The following is a 19651-nucleotide window of genomic DNA, read 5'->3' on the forward strand; positions in this document are numbered from 1 at the left end:
CCTTCAACAAGTTTTTCAATGAATCTGTTAATTCCATTGACACCTATGTACATTCAAAAATCGAATCATCATTGAATTTACTACAAAAAGGGAAGGAAGAGGTTGCCGTTGGCAACCTCTTCCTTCCCCACCAGAATGATTATCATTCTTATAAGTTGTATATTTTATTCTCTGGAAGTCCCTTAGCGTTGGAATTACCAGAATTTACTCACGAGCAAGTAAAAGATTTAGCCCAACGTCATCAACTAAATTGGAACGATACAGAAATAAATAACTTGACACAATTAGTGGGAGGACACCCTTTTTTGGTACGTTTAGCTCTATTTCAAATCGCCAACCGAGAGATAAATTTAGCTCAATTCTTGCAAACAGCACCAACAGCAGCAGGTATTTATAGTAAGCATCTGCAACGGCAAGAGTATATTTTGCAGCAACAGCCAGAATTAGGGAAAGCAATGCAAGAAATTGTTGGCAACAGTCATCCTGTAAATTTAACAACGGAAGTCAGGTTTAAATTATATAGTCTAGGATTGGTTAAATTACAAAATGATCAAGTCACACCAAGATGTGAGCTATACCGTCAATATTTCCGTACTTCAATAAAAGACAATCACAAAACAATATAACTCAAATTAACTCAATAATATCTCCAGCTTGTACTCAAGTCGCCGCAGTGTTTGATGAGAATATCGAATTCAACAAACACCCATGTTAAATAAAACACTGAAGACCAAAGTACTTGCAACACTCGCTATTTCTGCTTTTGCAGTTTTGGGGATGGAAGCTTTGCAGCCACAAGCAGCGATGGCTAAATGGTTTCGCTCCCTGTATGCTGGACAACATGATTGGGTAACATGGACTATTGATCCAGGGGAGTATGTTCTTGAGGCAAGTACTCTCTTAAATCTTGGCGATGTTGATATCGAGATTTATGACACTAGAGGTCAGATGTTTGCTAGCGGTAAAAAGCTTGGGGGTGAAACCATTTTCTTTAGCGTTCCCCAGGGAGCGGAAGGAGATTTCAAGATAAAGTACAGTATGCCTTTTTGTATCAATCCTGCGGGTGCATGTCCTGTAAATATCAATATAGAGTCTTCCAGATAAAAACTTAACGTAATAATCGATACCTTGTCTATCCGTTCTACCCCCTATTACAGCTAGTAACTGTTGCTTGAGAACATCTATTTGCTGCTAATGCTCATAGATTTCAGCTTGGATTTGCACTTGTAATTCCTCTGGTGACAGTTGTTGAATCTGTGCTGAATCACGATATGAACTAGGCAGATCCCACATTGGAATAAAAGGATGTTCCAGCCATTCAGTAATAGGTGGGTTATTCCCCTGTGGTAATTATAATACGCAAGATTTGTGCGGACAAACCAGAAGGTTGTGATGCTACAACTGTTGACTCTTTATTTTTTACGTAAAACAAGTGAAAAACTTAGCTGGCTGCGCGTGTTCAGTAATAGGCAAGGGCTGAAAGAGTAATTTGTCTTATGTGGCATATCAACTATAAGTAAACGTGTTTAGGGGATTTTTGTATGAAATTTGTTCGTGGTTTATCCATTGTCACTCTCGTCTCTTTTCTAAGTGCTAACCCAGGTGTTGCGATGGGCAAAGGTATTGAGCAAGTACCTAACTCAACTTTATCTGGTCAAACCAAGCCTGCCGTAATGGCTAATATCTTTCAAACCATCCAAAAGACTATCCAAACTGTAGATCAGGTAAATCGAATCAGGTTGCGGGAGCAACGTAGGCAAGAAGCGCAACGCAGACGGCAAGAATTTGAAGCTGCTCGAAGGGAAGCTACTGAACAGCAACGACTGGAGGCAGAGCGTCGTCGCCAGTATTTTGAAACCCTATCTCCAGAAGAACAGAAAGCTTACTTGGCTGAACAAGAAGCTAAGAAAGCACAAGCCGATAAAGCTGCTGCACTACTTCTGATGATGCTATTTATGGGAAGTACAGGTTCAAGTGATGGTGCGGGTTCAGACGAAGGTGTACGTACTTATCGATGTGTTGTTGGATACGATTCTAATGGAGGAGAACAAGTCGCTTATGTCCAAATGACTAAGGAAAGCGCATCAAGTCAGTCAATGTGCAGCCCTTTTTAGCATTGCAGATTAAAGATGTCCCGGTCGTCTCATAGCAAGCTTTCGTCAGCCAGGAATCGAGATTTTGAGGATTGGTCTCCGAATCCAAGGAGATTGGCATAAAACAGGCAAAACCAAAATCTACAGGTGGCATTGCTGAATATCTCCATACCAAAGTCAGTCAACAAGAAACAGAAGCAGTTCAGCTAACCTTGCGAGGATTGGAATAGATAGGGGAATTAAGTGCGATCGCAACTTATCCATCTGGGAACAAAGAGCGATCGTAAAACTTTTCCGTCTAGTAAATGGGGCAGAAGCGGTTTATGCTGATATAGAATAGAACATTTCGCTATCCGTCTGTTGTGGGTAACTACTAAAGTCCCATAAACAGTAGGAACGTTGCGAACAATAGCCTAGCCTAAACTGGATTGTCAGTCTAACCGAAGTAGTTGACGATGACGATGAGGACAATTTTGCACAAGAGGATGTTGATGTATTAAACCAACTCTGGCATCTCTGAATTTTTCTTGCAATTTCCATCTATGGCAGCCATATTACTTCACAGTGAGGAATATGTAGACTTAACGTTTAAGCTAAGAGGCGCACCGATTCCTCTTGATAATGGTTATGTTATCTATAGTGCTTTGTCCAGTATTTGTCCTATCCTTCACGAACTAAAGTCTATTGGGATTCATCCAATTGCTGGAATACCGACCAGCAACAATTTGCTTGAACTCACCACTCAATCTCGCCTCAAAATTCGGATTAATCATCAACAGATTCCTTTAATTTATCCTTATTTAGCAGGTCAAGCGTTTCACATAGGTCAAAATTCTTATCAACTAGATATTCCCGACTACAAACCGTTAATTTCTTCAGAAAGTGTCTATTCCAGATTAGTCATAATTACAGGTTTTCAAGACTCGACTAACTTTATTGAAGCTGTGCAACGGCAACTAGATAATAAAGGAATACAAGGAAAAATTGAACTTCTTACCCGACAAGATGGAACACCTCAAAAAAGACAATTAACTATCAATAAAGAAGGGAAACAGTTTAAAGTTAGAGGATTTGGCGTAAAAATCAGCGAACTCAACCCAGAAGATTCTTTAATCTTGCAGGAACAAGGAATTGGCGGGAAACGAAAGATGATGTGTGGAATATTTGTCCCAGCGACTCGTACCAAGGAAGACGAAGAAACCTGATCATGGTTGCTACCCAACCCAAAATTTCCCTATCTCTCGATGCTGCGGATACGACAATAATGCACCGCGCCGGAATGACGGGACTTTAAAGCAATTAGAAAAACAATATCCCTCATCTCGTCAACGGGGAGGACATATATCATGGTTTTTGACTGCTGATAGTATTGAATTATTCTGGAAAGGAAGTGATTTCGTTGCTCTATCTTGGTTAATTAAGGAGTCTTTTCAATTAGATGATACAGGTTTAATTCATTTAGCAGGATTAGACAATGATGCAATAGATTTAAGTCAGAAAATCCATATTCATGAGGAAATATGTGCTGTTTTTCTGCGTCTTAATAAGTTTTATCAAGCAGGGGAGATAGTTAACACTGAACTAACGGTTGAAGAAAAAAAAGTCGAGTATCAATATAAATCCCTAACTTGGTACGCACATCAAACCTTTGCTGAGAAATTATGTGAGGTAGATACCCAACAACTCAGGCAGGATGATGTGCAAATAACCAGTTGGTTGTATTTAGGGGGAATTGTCCGCCATGCTAGGACGCAGAACACTACAAAACTAGAAGAGAAACCTGAATACGCCTTAGCATTATTATTTGTACCAGTAGTTTGTCATTATTGCTTACTTCATATTCCATCAGAAGACTTGAAGGAAAAGAAACCTCATCGCTACGGGGTGGTGATTCCAGAAATCAAGGATTTTGAATATGCTGCTCAAAGAAGATGGCGATTACAGCAATTAGCAACTAAACAGCTTCATGTTAGTAGCCTTGGTGAAGCTGGATTACTTTATTACAGCTTAGACGATATTCAGCCTGAAGGCAGCTACTATCAAGCTTGTCAAGTTTGGTTATATGAAAAAATGAATCAAGCTTCTCGTCAAAGAACATTAATGAGAATAGAAGAAATTGAAATTGATAAAAATACTTTAACCACTTATCAACAAATTCACAAATATTTTCAGCCCAATTATCAAAAGATTCAACCTAAGCAAATTTTTATTAAAGTAAATCCGATTCGCTCCCTGATAGCTGATAATTTAGTGACAGGAATTTATTGGTGGTCTAATTTTTGGGAAAAATTGGTGATAGAGGATTCAAAAGAATATTTATTTAACCAAATATTTCCCAATCGGGAAGGATTCATAATCATGGCAGAGAATAGCGAAGAAGACAAGCATTATCTGATTTTTATCAAGGTATTTCAGCAAGCTATGAAGGGCAACTTTGCTAAAATGTATGCCAAAGCAGAGTCAGGAGAATACCCTCCAATTAAGAAGAAAGTTGAACGATTAAGGGCAGAGCTAAACTGTTGTTATGATGAATTGTCATTTAAGGAATATTTGTCCGACTTTTTAGTAAGAGGAGGGTTAAATAAGTATTTAAATCAAAATCAAGCAGAAATTTTATTACTAATAAAAAAAACACATTGGCAAGAACTAAGAATTTGGGCATTGTTAGCGATCGCCAGTTATAAACCCAAAGAAGAACCCATCAATAAGGATGATAGTTTAACCCCAAACAATCAACAACTAGAAGAAATGAATGATGAGTCAGAAGAAGAATGACAGTAATATCCCCAATTATTATCTTTACGGAACAGTCCTCACTCGCTATGGTTTAGCATCCTTAAATCATGACATGAGACGAGGAAATAAGACTACTCTGCAAAAAGGCTATTGGAATGGTAAAATTCATTCTTTTGTAGGTTCAAGCGCAATTCGTTGGGCGTTACGCTTTTATCTTCAAAAACAAGGTTATTTGGTGAATCGAGTTTGGGATGAGGAAGAACATATTAATCGGTTAACAAGTGAAGATTTCGATCCAGAACAATTTTATGATGATGATATTTTTGGGTTTGCTTTATTAGAGTCTGCTGAAACAGAGGAGACTTTAACAACAAAGAGAAAAAAGAAACAAACAAAAAGCAGTACTCCGAATCAGCGAATGGGTGCTTTAGCGATGAATATGGCTGTTTCGCTAACGCCTTATGATGGTGCAATCAAGTTAGGGGTGAAAAGTGGTAGAGACAAGGATAGCACATCGCTTCACTTTACAGAATATCATGCCACTCGGTATCAATATTATTTTGGAATTAATGCCACTCATCTCAAAGACTATTCGCGGATTTTACCTCTGATAGATGGGATTATGAATCTGCCCAAGGTAGGAGGGAGTAGTAATATTTTTAATTATCCTTTCTGTCCCGATAGTTTGGTATTGCAATGGACAAATCATTTTGCTTCATATATTTCCTATTGCTTTGAATATTGCGATCCTAAGAGTAAAGAAGCAAAATTCACACAAGAATTTATAGATGAAGTGGAATGCGGACAGATTGAACCTAGTCAATTGTGGATTGGGGGAACAATTGTTAAGGAGTTACAGCAATTAGATAATTTTGATGATTCCCCTTTTAAGAAGGCGCATATCTATCGGAATCGAAATGAACTGCTTGAAGATTTGAAAACAGTCATTAAAAAAGATTTGGGGTTAGAAAAATCAAAATGACTGCGCCATTAATTCTCTATTTGGATGTTCCCTTTGCGACTTTTCGGGAGTCCCATGCAAGAGAAATGGGAAAAAGCTATGCTGTCCCGCCTCCCGCAACAGTGTATGGGATGTTGTTGTCTTTGGTAGGGGAAACGGATGTCTATCGCCACTGTGGGGTAGAATTGGCGATCGCGATGTTATCTAGCCCCAAAAAGTCGCGAATTTTGCGTCAAATGAGACGGTTTAAGAATGCTGATTTTAGCCATCCAGAGAATGTTATTCCCGGTTATCAAGAAATTTTGTCTAATCTCAAGTGTTTGATTTGGGTTCGTTCTGAGGGGGAGAAGATACAACCAAGTTTAAGGGAGAGAATACAGTTAGCATTTGACCATCCTGAGCTAGTAAGACGGTTTGGTTGTTTATTTTTGGGAGAAAGTGACCAGTTGATTAAAACGATTAAACTTGTTTCGGAAGATTATCTCAAGGGGGTGAGACAGTGGGCAATTAGGGATAATCGAGGCAGGTTAACCTTACCCTATTGGGTTGACCATGTGGGGTCAAGAAATACCCGATTTTTAAGGTATCGGATTGAGGAAATGCCAAGCTCACCACCTCCTGATTTAGCATGGACGATGATTCAATCTCCAATTTGACAAGTATCTCTTATGGGAAAGGAAATTTAGGGTAAAAGAATTGGGGGAAGGTTTACACGGTAAGGGACATGGTAATTGAAGCAAGGAAAAAGGTGCTTGCTATTTTTGGGAAAGTTTATCGGTACTGGGTTTGAGGGGCTGAAAGTCAGGGAAGGTTTGCTAAGTTTTACGTTTTTGGTTTCTCGATTTGGAAGGTACTTGTAAGATTGTAAATGAACCTTCCTCAGTTAAGGGTTTTTACCTTTGCTGTGATTCGTGGCTTGATGCCGTTAGGCGTTGCTCAGTTAAGGTTGGGGGTATAGAACTTAAAAGCATTAAGGTGATTCGTGGCTTGATGCCGTTAGGCGTTGCTCAGAATGGATATACAAAACCCCTGGCTCGATTAATTGGTGATTCGTGGCTTGATGCCGTTAGGCGTTGCTCAGTTAGAACGATCTGCACTGTTTTATTAGGAAGCAATGGTGATTCGTGGCGTGATGTCATTAGGCGTTGCTCAAAGCGATCGCCCACTGGTTTAAGATGGAGTGCGATCGCTACTTAGTGCAAATCAACCAGAGAGAATTTCTATGCATACAAGAAAGAGAGGTGAATTGAATCACCTCTCCAAATGATGGGATAAATGCTTTGTGTGTTACGCCGCGTCGGCTACCAGTAAGCCATTAACAGCGATGATGATTATTTGCGCTGCTAAAGGAGTATCGCAACATGGTCTATCATCGCTATTACAGGGTTGTGCTACCCATTTCCCTTCTAGATTTTGGTAGAAAGTGCCAAGTAGTTGAGAAGCATTCCAGACTCGATACAGTTCACCCAACTCATCTGGTACTGAGTCAATTTCAATTTCTGGTGCTACTGGATCGGCAAGTTGGTCAATATATTCATCAAACTCGGTTTTAGCCAAGGCTTGGTTATCAAATTCATCTTGTACAATCATCATGAGTGACCTCATTAACGGGGTTGAACAAAAGGCGATCGCATTTCTCTTGGCGGAGGGCGATCGCTTTTTTGCTTTCATCAAATATATTAGTTACTTTAGTAGCTAAAAACAAGAAGTATATTCAAAACTTTAATTAGTCACTTCGACAGTACTGAGAAAGTCACTTAAAGAAATATTTAATGCGGCACAAATAGCCTCTAATACTTTTATAGAGACACTTTCAGATTCACCGTACTCTAGTTTCTTGAGGTTTTGATGAGAGCATTCCCCTCCCCTCGCTGCAATTTCATCAGCTAGTTTTTGACGTGATTTCTTTCCCCGCAATCGCTTTAAAAGCATTCCTTTATCTTGATTCCAAGCAACTGCTACAACATCTGCAACATAAATATACATTCTGGTTTTTTTATCGTCCCTATTGCTCATATAATAGCTACAGTAGTAAACAAAATATAAAATTTTGAGCTACTACAGTTTACAAACTATAAGGATTTAGAGTGAAAGTGAGTTTCCCCTTTAGGCAAACTGAATTTTGCGTTGCGGTGGATAAAAATGCGATCGCAATGTTGAGATTTTGATTCCTGGTAAGCCATTAGCATCTTTAGCGGTGTTTTGCCGCGCGGGTCAATGACTATAAACTTGCCATGCTCATTTAGCACAATATTAGGATTTACGCACTGTACCAAGGAATCATCTTGTGTGTTAGTCTATACGTTGCTTAGATACCACTTCTTGGCAGTGCTTGCGATCGCCCAGTACGAGAGATAAATGACGAACGGACTGAACGGACAAAACGGACACAAGAAAAAGTTAGAAACCCAGCTTTGGAATATTGCCGACTCGCTTCGGGGCAAGATGAATGCTGATGAGTTTCGGGATTATTGCTTAGGGTTTATTTTCTATAAGTACCTCTCTGAGCGGCAGCATCTTTATGCCAATGAAGTGTTAGCGGAGGATGGCATTGACTTTCTGGAGATTGATGAATCTTCTGAGGAGGGGAAAGAATATATAGAGGCGATTCGTGAAGAGTCAATCGCCACGCTGGGATATTTTCTCAAGCCGTCAGAGTTGTTCAGTTCTTTAGCGGAGCGGGCATTAGGGGCGAAAAAAGCCCATGAAGAAAATCTGGCAGATGAGGATTTTGAGTCTTCAAATTTTATTTTGGATGATCTCGCCCAGGTGCTTAACAGTATTGAACGCTCCACAATGGGCAAGGAAAGTGAGGAAGATTTTGATCATTTGTTTGAGGATCTGGATCTGAATTCAACGAAGTTGGGGCGGACTCCGAAGGCGAAAAATGCTTTAATTGCCAAGATTTTAGTGCATCTAAATAAGATTGATTTTCGGCTAGAGGAAACCGAGAGCGATGTGCTGGGGGATGCCTATGAGTATTTGATTGGGCAGTTTGCCAGTGGTGCAGGTAAAAAGGCAGGGGAGTTTTACACGCCGCAGCAGGTGTCTAAGGTGTTGGCGAAGATTGTGACGACGGGGAAGAGTCGTTTGAAGTCGGTGTATGACCCCACCTGTGGATCGGGATCTTTGCTGCTACGGGTGGCGCGGGAGGTGGAATCAGTCGGGGATTTTTACGGACAAGAAATGAACCGCACAACCTACAACCTAGCGCGGATGAACATGATTTTGCATGGGGTGCATTATCGCAATTTTGATCTGCGCCAGGAGGATACGTTAGAGAACCCCCAGCATGAGGGAATGCGGTTTGAGGCAGTAGTGGCAAATCCGCCGTTTTCAGCGCAGTGGAGCGCGAATAAGCTATTTGAGTCAGATGATCGCTTTAGTCAGTATGGGAAGTTAGCCCCGTCTTCTAAGGCTGATTTTGCCTTTGTACAGCATATGCTGCATCACCTAGATGAGAACGGCATTATGGCTGTGGTGTTGCCCCACGGGGTTTTGTTTCGAGGAGGTGCAGAGGGGCATATTCGCCAGTATCTAATCAAGGAGCGGAATTGGTTGGATGCGGTGATTGGGTTGCCTGCGAATATTTTTTATGGAACAAGTATCCCGACTTGCATTCTGGTGTTGAAAAAGTGCCGGGAATCTCCTGATGATGTTTTGTTTATTGATGCCAGTGCCTATTTTGAGAAGGCGAAGAATCAGAACTATTTGCGAGATGAGGATGTTGAAAAAATTGTTTCCACTTATCGCCAAAGGATAGAGGAGGACAAGTATAGCTATCGCGCCCCATTAGCGGAGATTGCCGAGAATGATTTTAATTTAAATATTCCGCGTTATGTAGATACGTTTGAGAAGGAGGAGGAGATTGATCTGGCTCAAGTAACTAAAGATTTGGCTCAGATTCAAGAAGTTGTTGAATCTGCTGATAAAGAAATCAGTAAATTTTGCAATGAGTTGGGTCTTCCTTTTCCTCAAGGTTGCAATCTCCATTTATTACAAACCTATAAACGGGGCGTGATGCAGAAAATCTTTTCTCAAGAGGTAAGGTTTAGAGATGCGATCGGCTCACCCTTCCCCGACTGGCAAAAGAAAAAGTTAGGAGAGTTAGGTACTTTTCTCGGAGGAGGCACCCCTAGCACATCTCAAAAAAATTATTGGACTGGTGGAAAAATTCCTTGGATTTCAAGCTCTGACCTTGAAGAAGATTCAATATATAAAATTTCTATCACAAGATTTATTAATGAAACAGCTATTAAAGAATCTGCAACCAAAAGAGTTCCACCCAATAGCATCTTAATTATTTCAAGAGTGGGAGTTGGGAAAATAGCTGTATCTAAGCAAGAAGTTTGCACAAGCCAAGATTTTTCTAATTTCACTCCCAATCAAGGAAATGTATATTTTCTCGCTTATTTATTGATTTATCAAAAAAATAAATTACTTTCCATAAGTCAAGGTACATCAATAAAAGGATTTACGAATTATGATTTGAGCCTTTTAAAGATTGATTTTCCATGTATTGAAGAACAAGAAAAAATTGTTAATTTTTTAACAGCCATTGATCAAAAAATCGAAGCAGTATCTTTCCATATCGAGAAAATCAAATAATTTAAAAAAGGAATGATCCAAAAAATGTTTGTTTAATTGATGATCTATGGATAGTTTAAATGAGCTAATTAGTCGTAACCTAGACAGGTTCCCGCAGTTTGAATATTACATTCCTATTATCGAAAAAGCAGAACGGAATCTAGAACCTCATCCTGATATTACTATTGAATGTTGTCTATCTTTAATTCAAGGGATTTCAAAAACTATTATTTTAAACTTGGATAAAACAGCAGATCCGCAGAAACTAGAGAATGATAAAAATGAATGTCGTGTTCATAATCAATTTAAAAGAGCTGCGGAATTACTGAAAGCACACGATACTATTTACGAAGCTGCATTTACAGGTTCATGTTCTGGTTTAGCAAGTATTATTTCCAATTTAAGAAATGCAAGAGGTGATATTTCACACGGTCGGGCAGTTCCAAAGATTCTTCAAAGTGATATGGAGCTAGCAAGATTAGTTATGGAAATAACTGATAGTTTACTACGCTATACTCTAGCCTCATTTTTTGCAATTAATCTAGAAAAGCAAGCTAAAGAGCTTGAAGAAATGGAAAAACATACTCAAGAGGAAGAAGCAAATTTAATCCAATATAAAGAGAATCCAGAATTCAATGACTTTCTAGACGAAGAATATCCCTTAGACGGAAAAATACTTTATAGCCAAGCACTGTATACCCTTTACTATGAAGACTATGAGATCCAGTTACAAGAATTCCTGGATGAGCAAGCATTATTAAACGAAGAGTAGAGCATTACGGATAAATCTATTTGTGTAAAATCAAAGTGCAACAGAGATTTTTCTATATGAAAGTGTGCGAATCATCTAACCCAGGAGTTTCCCCACAATGATCGCAGCCAAAGACAACGCCCCCCACCTCACCCCTGACGATTACTTTGCCTGGGAAGCAACCCAACTGGAAAAACACGAATACATTGACGGCAAAGTTTACGCCATGAGTGGCGGTAGCGTCAATCATGGTCGTATTGCCATCCGCTTCACCGCCATGTTCGACAGCCACTTAGAAAATACAGGTTGCATCACCGGAAATTCTGATGTCAAAGTCAATATCTTTGGCAGTAATAACTATACCTACCCAGATGCCAGCGTTACCTGCGACGATCGCGACAAAACCACAACCCAATATATTACCTACCCCTGCTTAATCGTCGAAGTCCTCTCCGCCAGCACCGAAGCCTACGACAGAGGCGGCAAATTCCGAATGTACCGCCAAAACCCAGCCTTAATCGATTACCTACTAGTCAGTTCCACCAGCATCGAAATCGACCTGTATCACAAAAACGACGCAGGCGATTGGTTGATTATCAACTACAAAGCAGGCGACACAATCGAACTCAAAAGCATTAACCTCAATTTTCCCATTGAACAAGTCTATCGCGGTTTAACCCTCACCCTAGAAACCCCAACAGACATCATTAGGGAATAAGTAGTATTTTATAGGTAGTAGGCAATAAATAATACCTTTATTGTATTCCCCATTCCCCTATGCCCCAAACCGAAGCCGAACTTGAACAAAAACTAATTGCTCGCCTAACTGGATTAGGCTACGAATCTGTCACCCTTCGCAACGCTGAAGACTTCAAAGCTAACCTCAAAACCCAACTGGAAAAACATAACCACATCGAACTCAGCGACACAGAGTTTAAAAGCATCCTCAACCACCTTGATAAAGGTAACGTCTTTGACCGTGCCAAACGCCTCCGCGACAAAATGGAACTCAGGCGCGACGATGGCACTACCTTTTACCTAGAATTTCTCAACACAGAACATTGGTGTCAAAACCAATACCAAGTTACCAACCAGATCACCCAGCAAGGCAAATACAAAAACCGCTACGACGTAACCCTGCTGATTAATGGTTTGCCCCTCATCCAAATTGAACTGAAACGCCGAGGGCTAGAACTCAAAGAAGCCTTCAACCAAATCAACCGCTACCAACGCCATTCCTACAGTGCAGACAATGGACTGTTTCAATATGTCCAAATTTTCGTCATCTCCAACGGTGTCAATACCCGCTACTACGCCAACAACCGCAAACAAGAATTTAAACAAACTTTCTACTGGGCAGACCAAGAAAACAACCTCATAACCCAACTAGAGGACTTTGCCGACAGCTTTCTGGAGAAATGCCACGTCTCCAAAATGATCTGCAAATACATTGTCCTGCACGAATCCGACAAAGTTCTGATGGTACTGCGCCCCTATCAATACTACGCAGTAGAAGCCATTATTGAGCGAGTGAAGGATACCGATAAAAACGGCTATATCTGGCACACCACTGGATCAGGCAAAACCCTCACCAGCTTCAAAGCTGCCCAAATTCTCACCCAACTCCCCAAAGTGCATAAAGTGCTGTTTGTCGTCGATCGCGCTGACCTTGACTACCAAACCAGCAGAGAATTTAATTATTTCAGCCCCGACTGTGTAGACACCACCGACAACACCAGACAACTGGTAACACAAATGGCTGGGGATAGTAGCCTGATCGTCACCACGATTCAGAAACTCAACCGTGCGATAAAATCCCAACGTCATGAAACCGCAATGGAAGGCTTGAAAGATAAGCGCATTGTGTTTATCTTTGATGAATGCCACCGTTCCCAATTTGGCGAAACCCATAAAAATATCGTCAGATTCTTTACCAAAGCCCAGATGTTCGGCTTTACCGGGACTCCCATCTTTGCCGATAACGCCGCCAGTAATCAACACGGTAAACGGACTACTAGAGACTTATTCCAAGAATGTCTGCATAAATATGTGATTACCAATGCGATCGCTGATGAAAACGTTCTTAAATTTTCCGTCGAATATTGGGGCAAACTCAAACGCAAAGATGGCACACTCATTACAGAACCAAAATTAGACCGCGAATTCTTTGAAAATCCCGACCGAATTTCGCTGATTGTTGATTGGATTATTGCCAACCATAACCGTAAAACCCACGGCAGAAAATTCTCTGCTATGCTCTGCGTCAGTAACGTAGATACCCTAATCACTTATTACGAAACATTTAAAAATAAACAGAAACAGGGATTACATGACCTACGAGTCATTACTATTTTTACCCCCAGCGATAACGAAGAAGACGAAGACGCAAACGGCTTAATTGGAGAACCTGATTTTAATATCAGCACAGATACGAGCAGCCGCAGCCATAGCCGCGACAAATTGAATGAATTTATCGCGGACTATAACCAGATGTACCAAACCCAACATTCAGCCAAAGATAGTCAGGCATTCTATGCTTACTACAAAGATATTTCCAAACGAATGAAGGATAGGGATCGGGAAAACTTTCAGGACGCAGAACGTGCTGATATTCTGTTAGTCGTCAATATGTTTCTGACGGGTTTTGATGTTAAGAAACTCAATACGCTCTATGTCGATAAAAATCTGAAGTACCACGGGTTAATTCAAGCATATTCCCGGACTAATCGCATTTTGGGCGAACTTAAATCTCAGGGTAATATTGTTTGCTTTCGCAATCTTAAGGAGAATACCGATCAAGCCGTTGCTCTCTTTTCCGATCCCAATGCTAATGAACAAATTTTCATTGAACCCTACGAATACTACATTGAGGAATTTAATCAAGGTGTGCAAGAACTGAGAGCGATCGCAACTATCCCTAACGATGTCAATAAGCTTATTAATGAAGACGACCAAGTTAAGTTTGTTAAAGCCTTTCGTAATCTTATCCGTTTACAGAATGTCAGTAAATCATTCACTGAATTTAGTTTTTCTGACTTGAATCTGGATGAACAAACGTTTGAAGATTATAAAAGCAAATATCTAGACATCTATGATAAAACGCGATCCAAACCCGATGACGATAAAGAATCTTTGGTTGAGGAAGTCGATTTTGAACTGGAACTGATCCAGCGAGACGAAATCAATGTCAGCTATATTCTCAAGCTGCTGGCTAACCTCCAGCGCGATCGCAAAACAAATATCACCTCAGAAGAATACCAGAGCCAAAAAGCTTCTATCCTTGAACTCATTGGTAAGGAAGCCCAATTACGAAGTAAACGGGATCTGCTGGAGAAATTCATTGAAGAGCGGCTACCCACCCTTGAACCTGAAGAAAAAGTCGAAACCGTCTTTCAAAACTTCTGGACTCAAGAACGTATTGAAGCAATTGAGCAACTCTGTATAGAGGAAAATCTCAACGTCGAAGCTGTTAATCAAATGATTGCCGACTATAAATTTTCTGGTAAAGAGCCATTAAGAGAAACTGTGCTGAGTGCTTGTAACGAAAAACCCAAATTATTAGATCGTAAAAAAATCTTTGCACGAGTTGTATCAAAATTACTCGACATCATCAACAAATTTGATGACGCTCTTGGTGAGCTTGGGGAGGAAGAATAAAACAGTTCTCAAAGCAAGCGATCGCATCTGTGGTAGAAGTAGATGCAAACAAGTTAGCCCAGATGTTAGCACCTGCTGAAGTGGGAATGCAACTTTAGACTACAACTGCTGTACATTCTCAAGGTATTTGCAGAGCGATCGCGCATAGCCAAGGAATGTAAAAATTTTAGATAGATGCCCAAGTGGGATGTGAACCTCGTGCTACATTGTTTAACAGTTTCTCACCTCCTATACTAGTGTCTAATATTTCCATTGGTATTCGCATACCAATTAATCTTCACAAGCGCTTAGAAGTCTACATTGCCGAGACTCACTTAACCAAAACCGAAGTAATTTTAAATGCTTTGGCTCAGTATCTGGATGTAAGCGACGAAATTCCTTTAGACCAGAGAGTGAAAGCATTGGAAGCCCAAATGTTAGAGCTAAAAAGTTTGGTCAAAAATACTTCCAGTACAAATATAAGTGCCATTTAACTAAATTCTCACTCCTTAGTTTTATTTATAAATTTAGCTATATGAAAATTGAAATCCAAGGACAAGATGCCATAAAAGCTACAGAAGAACTTTTAGGAATTGAGGGACTAGAAGGTAGCTATGAAAAGATTGAAGAAGTCGAGCGGGAAGGAACCCTAGCTACTATCGCCACCATTGTGGGAATTGTAGGTGGAACATTGACCATTGCCGAGAGCATTCACAAGTGGAAGGAGAAGTATCAAAAGTCCTTACATGACCCAACAGATGTCAGTGGTGCCAGGATTGAAAAAGTTTTAATTGTTACTGATGACAATCGGCGATTACTGCTCAAAGACGCAACAGTAGAGCAAATCAAAGAAATTCTAGAAAACTACAAGTAGCAATGAAGATTCTCCACATTAGTTTGACTCTGCAAGGACAGGATTATGTTTCTTTACGCTATTTTTGGGATAAACCTGCTGATTACAAGGAACACAGACTGCCTCTGGCTGAAATCAAAAAGTTAAGTGATAAAGCAGAAACAGACTACTATACCCGTCTCCCGGTGGATTATGCTACCACAGGGCAAGCACTTTACAACTGGCTAGACAAGAGCGATCGCATTTTAGCTAATGCCCTAAAAGAACCTCATCACCAAGGTTTGATTATAGCGATCGCCACAGATAAAGGACTAGCTCATTTACCTTGGGAACTTCTGCATGATGGTCATAGCTTTTTAGTAGAGAAAACACCCCCCATTATTCCCGTGCGATGGGTATCCAATGGTAAAGCGATAACTACAGCGAACTCTCCTCAAAATCGCCCCCTGAATGTGCTGTTTATGGCAACATCGCCGTTAGAAGTTGAACCCGAATTAGATTATGAAGCTGAGGAAGGGAAAATTTTACAGGCAACCGCACGCACCCCAATAGATTTAAGAGTAGAAGAAAGTGGCTGTTTAACAGAGTTAAGTTATGTGGTTCGGGAATATGAAACAGGATACTTTGATATCTTTCATTTAACAGGTCATGCGACTCATGAGTATGGACAACCCTGCTTTCGGACTGAAGACGAATATGGCAACCGAGTTGATAGCAGTACAGCCGATATTTACAATGCCCTGCAATTTCGATTCCCGTCTTTAATTTTCCTCTCTGGTTGCCGTACAGGTTATTCTGCTGATAGTGCAGTTCCCTCAATGGCAGAAGAATTATTGAACATGGGTGCAACTGCTGTACTCGGCTGGGGTGAAAAAGTTCTTGACACTGATGCTACTGCTGCCGCTAGTCAATTCTATTGCCAATTGTCTCAGGGGATGACGGTAACACAGGCTTTATCTTCCACCTACCAAGCATTGATAAACCAACAAGCACGCGATTGGCATAAATTACGGCTGTATGTGGCGAATACTTTACCGACAGCCTTAGTAACGCCCTTAAGGACAAGGGGAAGAAAGCAACTGCCAAAACCTTCTACCACGGTAGAGTTTAGGGATGATGAAAATCGGTTAAGGGTTGTTAAACGAGAGGATTTTGTTGGTCGTCGTCGTCAGTTACAGAATTGTTTGCGGACTTTGAGGACAGATTTTGACAAAGTAGGGATATTAATTCAGGGTATGGGAGGATGGGGGAAAAGTACCATCGCCTCTCGACTTTGGGATAGGCTACCTGAACATGAAAAAATTCTCTGGTGGCGACAAATTGATGAATCTTATTTGATTAGAAAACTCAAGAATAAACTGATTAAACCAGCGCAACTGGAACTAATTCCCTATCTAGAAAATAGTCAGATTGAACTAAAATCACGATTAAGTTACCTATTCAGTCAATTAGCAGAACTGGGAGAAAAACCGTTTCTTCTGATTCTTGATGATTTTGAATGGAATCTCGAACCCCGTGCAGGTAGGTACATTCTTAAACCTCAAGCAGCCCCAATATTAGAAGCTTTAGTTGAAGCCATCCAAGAAACGGGAACTGACAATAGGGTTATTATTACTTGTCGCTATGATTTTGATTCTGACTTATTGGAATATTTCTATAAACAAGGCTTACAACCACTTAAAGGTTCTGAACTGACTAAAAAACTCAATCGCTTAGAGAATTTTCAGTCTGATAAAATACCTCAATATTTACGAGAACGGGCATTAAATTTAGCAGATGGCAATCCTCGCTTATTGGAATTTCTGAATAATGAAGTCTTAGGCAAACAAGACGCAGAGACTAAACTAACGAAACTGGAACAAAATCCTGAACTGTGGAAAAACAAAATAATTTGGGAAGAATTATATGAGCTTATTGATAAGCCATTACAGAGGATTCTTAGCTATTGCTTAGTTTATAAAATTCCTGTGCCGATGGCAGCTTTAGAAGTAATTTGTGATGAGATTGCTGATTACAAACTGCAATTACAAAGGGGGCTAAACTTGGGACTAATTGAGGTCAGTCCTGAAGTTAAAGAAGAAAATAGGGTCTATCGAGTTTCACGAATTTTACCCCATATTATCCCTAATATCCAACAACTACCTGAAGCACCAAAAGTCTATTTTATCTACCAGAAAGCTCATGAGCTACTACATCAGATGTGGGGCAATGAAGAAAACAGAAGTGAAGAAAAATGGCAAGAAATTTTTAGGTTGAAGTTTGCCAATAAAGAAAATTCTGAACGATTCAGGCAAGGCTTCGCTCAAATGTTGGCAGTTCAATATCACTTAGAAGCTGATAAAGCTTTTGAATTTGAATTGAGAAAATGTGCTGATGACTTAGTAGAAGATGGATTATTGGACGCATTAGCAAATGGGAGCATCTCAGTTTTTGAAGTGGCTCAAACCGACAATAATCCATTAAGGTAGGCGCAGCGATGGGCAAGGACTTGAGGTACATTTTCGCGCTTCCATTGCGCTCCGGAAATCTTAGTTCGACGGTCAACCTGTTTAACGGCAGATTCAACAGATCCAGAACCAATCGAACAAATTTCTTCAGCTTGATGGTATTCGTAATTGATAATGCGATCGCGGTGTTTATCGAGATAATGGCAAAAGTTTTGTGCCTGTTTACCTTTACAATTGGTAAATAGGGCAATAGTTGCGTCAAGTTGACCTTTCCAGAGTAGACTCTGTGCTTGTTTCAAGCGTTTGAGCGAACCCCCAACTTTATGTAGGTTTTCTATCAAATGGAACCAATCCAGTACTTCTCGGCGCTGGACATCAGGAGCTAGTTGGTCAACGATCTTCCAAATACCGTCGTGTCCATCACCAACACAAGTAACTGTGCTAGCCAGTGGTTGATGATTAACCCAATCAATGACAACCTGATTATCTTGAAAGGACGTTCCCACCATTCCATTGTGATGTAAGCTAATCGCTTTATAGCCAAGCCAAGCGCATATTTCACCTTCAGTAGTGCGAACACGAATGTTTCCACCATCGACGCTTAATTCTTCAACCAAGTCTTCTTGTGTCGGCAATTCAAAGTTTTGACGATGCACCAATCTCTGTTGACTGCTACGGGAAACTTGTACGCCTGTGAAATACTCGATATCTGCTGCTGCATCTTCATAGGTGACATTGGCACTCACCCGTAGACAGCAAATTTCCAGATACGGACTAAGTTGATTTCTCGCAGGGACTTCCAATTGCTGTGCTTGCTTACTTGTGATTGGCAATTCTCCCAAAATACTTTTTAGTCGTCGTTTATACCCTGTTCTTGTGCCCGTAACCGTTTCGATAAAAAAACCCCTACTTCTGGCATGATGTGCTTTTGCATTTGACTCCGTACTGCTTCTTCAATTCCTGCAAGGCTGGTTAGCCTTTCTGGTGAGGTGTCTTCGTACAATATTTTAGCGATCGCCTGAATATGTTCTTGAAGTGCTTGCTTTTGTTCTGGAGTCATCGCTAGATAAATATACTCGTCTTACTTATCCTGACTGATTTTTACCCTCTTTGCAAAAAACTGAGATGCTCCCTTAGCAAATTCTCTGAGGCAAAGACAGTGGCGCAAGGCGGACGAAGAAACTGCTTGGGTTTTTTACCAAGTCATGGTTAAAGAAAATTATCGAGATTGGAAATATTTGTTAAAGAATTTTCCCTGTGAGACTCTCAGGAAAATCGATCAACTCTGGCTTGACAATAGTAATAATACATTGGGTATTAGCATCCAGAGTAGAATTTATCAAAATCTAAGTGGACATGATGTTTGGGAACAGTTTTGTGATCGCGCTTGGGGGTCTATATATAAAATTTATTATGAAATCATGAGAGACATAGGGGAAAGTAAAGAAACAGTTACGATTGCCTCGCTACCATTATTAATCCTATCTTCCGCACCCAGAACTGTCACACCCAAAAAACCGGATAGATATAGTACATAAGAACTAGCTTCTAGTAGAGCTTATTCCAGCTAAATAAGAATAACTTCTA

The 19651-nt window shown here is 40.3% G+C and carries 20 protein-coding genes; 17 read left to right on the forward strand and 3 right to left on the reverse strand.

The window, feature by feature from the left end; translation table 11 throughout:
• The 9 genes from H6G08_RS35595 to H6G08_RS35635 form a co-directional block, all read left to right on the forward strand.
• On the forward strand, positions 1–626 hold a 626-nt coding region (locus H6G08_RS35595; protein WP_242046426.1), incomplete at its 5' end, for an AAA-like domain-containing protein.
• A gap of 82 nt (positions 627–708) precedes the next feature.
• Positions 709–1104, forward strand: a complete 396-nt coding sequence (locus H6G08_RS35600; RefSeq protein WP_190551826.1) for a hypothetical protein — start codon at positions 709–711, stop codon at positions 1102–1104.
• A gap of 437 nt (positions 1105–1541) precedes the next feature.
• On the forward strand, positions 1542–2114 hold the full coding sequence (locus H6G08_RS35605) for a hypothetical protein (protein ID WP_190551828.1): 573 nt from the start codon (positions 1542–1544) through the stop codon (positions 2112–2114).
• Positions 2115–2185: 71 nt separating this feature from the next.
• Positions 2186–2323: a hypothetical protein gene (locus H6G08_RS35610; protein ID WP_190551830.1), complete on the forward strand. Its 138-nt coding sequence runs from the start codon at positions 2186–2188 to the stop codon at positions 2321–2323.
• A gap of 312 nt (positions 2324–2635) precedes the next feature.
• Positions 2636–3298, forward strand: coding sequence for a type I-MYXAN CRISPR-associated protein Cas6/Cmx6 (gene cas6, locus H6G08_RS35615; protein WP_190551833.1), 663 nt, complete (start codon positions 2636–2638; stop codon positions 3296–3298).
• A complete protein-coding gene (gene cas8a1 / locus H6G08_RS35620; protein WP_199322868.1) occupies positions 3258–4868 on the forward strand; it encodes a type I-MYXAN CRISPR-associated Cas8a1/Cmx1 in 1611 nt (536 codons plus the stop codon). Before cas6 ends, cas8a1 begins: the two co-directional genes overlap by 41 nt.
• Positions 4849–5811 carry a CRISPR-associated protein gene (locus tag H6G08_RS35625; protein ID WP_242046428.1) on the forward strand — a complete coding sequence of 321 codons (963 nt, stop codon included), beginning with the start codon at positions 4849–4851 and terminating at the stop codon, positions 5809–5811. Before cas8a1 ends, H6G08_RS35625 begins: the two co-directional genes overlap by 20 nt.
• Positions 5808–6446, forward strand: coding sequence for a type I-MYXAN CRISPR-associated protein Cas5/Cmx5/DevS (gene cas5, locus H6G08_RS35630; RefSeq protein WP_190551836.1), 639 nt, complete (start codon positions 5808–5810; stop codon positions 6444–6446). The genes H6G08_RS35625 and cas5 overlap by 4 nt, the downstream gene beginning before the upstream one ends.
• Positions 6447–6765: 319 nt before the next feature.
• Entirely contained in the window at positions 6766–6987 is a 222-nt protein-coding gene (locus tag H6G08_RS35635) for a hypothetical protein (protein ID WP_190551838.1), read from the forward strand.
• Positions 6988–7077: 90 nt separating this feature from the next.
• Here the strand turns inward: H6G08_RS35635 and H6G08_RS35640 are convergent, their stop codons facing one another.
• Together H6G08_RS35640 and H6G08_RS35645 are read right to left on the reverse strand one after the other, a co-directional pair.
• Positions 7078–7383, reverse strand: a complete 306-nt coding sequence (locus H6G08_RS35640) for a hypothetical protein (protein ID WP_242046429.1) — start codon at positions 7381–7383, stop codon at positions 7078–7080.
• A gap of 129 nt (positions 7384–7512) precedes the next feature.
• Positions 7513–7776, reverse strand: coding sequence for a helix-turn-helix domain-containing protein (locus tag H6G08_RS35645; protein ID WP_242046430.1), 264 nt, complete (start codon positions 7774–7776; stop codon positions 7513–7515).
• 372 nt (positions 7777–8148) lie between these two features.
• Between H6G08_RS35645 and H6G08_RS35650 the strand changes: the two genes are divergently transcribed.
• The 7 genes from H6G08_RS35650 (at position 8149) to H6G08_RS35680 (ending at position 18085) form a co-directional block, all read left to right on the forward strand.
• Positions 8149–10398, forward strand: coding sequence for a type I restriction-modification system subunit M (locus H6G08_RS35650; RefSeq protein WP_190551842.1), 2250 nt, complete (start codon positions 8149–8151; stop codon positions 10396–10398).
• A gap of 46 nt (positions 10399–10444) precedes the next feature.
• Complete coding sequence (locus tag H6G08_RS35655) at positions 10445–11149, forward strand: abortive infection family protein (protein WP_190551844.1); 705 nt, start codon at positions 10445–10447, stop codon at positions 11147–11149.
• A gap of 97 nt (positions 11150–11246) precedes the next feature.
• Positions 11247–11846 (forward strand): Uma2 family endonuclease, encoded by a 600-nt coding sequence (locus tag H6G08_RS35660; RefSeq protein WP_190551846.1) that lies wholly within the window; start codon positions 11247–11249, stop codon positions 11844–11846.
• Positions 11847–11905: 59 nt separating this feature from the next.
• On the forward strand, positions 11906–14785 hold the full coding sequence (locus H6G08_RS35665; protein ID WP_190551848.1) for a type I restriction endonuclease subunit R: 2880 nt from the start codon (positions 11906–11908) through the stop codon (positions 14783–14785).
• A 236-nt stretch (positions 14786–15021) separates the two neighbouring features.
• Complete coding sequence (locus tag H6G08_RS35670) at positions 15022–15258, forward strand: YlcI/YnfO family protein (protein ID WP_190551850.1); 237 nt, start codon at positions 15022–15024, stop codon at positions 15256–15258.
• A 41-nt stretch (positions 15259–15299) separates the two neighbouring features.
• On the forward strand, positions 15300–15638 hold the full coding sequence (locus tag H6G08_RS35675; protein WP_190551852.1) for a hypothetical protein: 339 nt from the start codon (positions 15300–15302) through the stop codon (positions 15636–15638).
• 2 nt (positions 15639–15640) lie between these two features.
• Positions 15641–18085: a CHAT domain-containing protein gene (locus H6G08_RS35680; protein ID WP_190551854.1), complete on the forward strand. Its 2445-nt coding sequence runs from the start codon at positions 15641–15643 to the stop codon at positions 18083–18085.
• On the opposite strand, the gene H6G08_RS35685 is transcribed toward H6G08_RS35680, so the two are convergent.
• Positions 18058–19124, reverse strand: a protein-coding gene (locus H6G08_RS35685) for an ISKra4 family transposase (protein WP_190551856.1) whose coding sequence is annotated in 2 segments (ribosomal slippage) — positions 18058–18968 and positions 18968–19124 — 1068 coding nt in all. Because the reading frame shifts where the segments join, the coding sequence is not laid out codon by codon here. The genes H6G08_RS35680 and H6G08_RS35685 overlap by 28 nt on opposite strands.
• Positions 19125–19209: 85 nt before the next feature.
• Between H6G08_RS35685 and H6G08_RS35690 the strand changes: the two genes are divergently transcribed.
• Positions 19210–19602, forward strand: coding sequence for a GUN4 domain-containing protein (locus H6G08_RS35690; RefSeq protein WP_190551860.1), 393 nt, complete (start codon positions 19210–19212; stop codon positions 19600–19602).
• The last annotated feature ends 49 nt before the right edge of the window (positions 19603–19651 follow it).

Source organism: Calothrix anomala FACHB-343, from assembly GCF_014696435.1.
GTDB classification, from domain to species: Bacteria; Cyanobacteriota; Cyanobacteriia; order Cyanobacteriales; family Nostocaceae; genus Aulosira; species Aulosira anomala_A.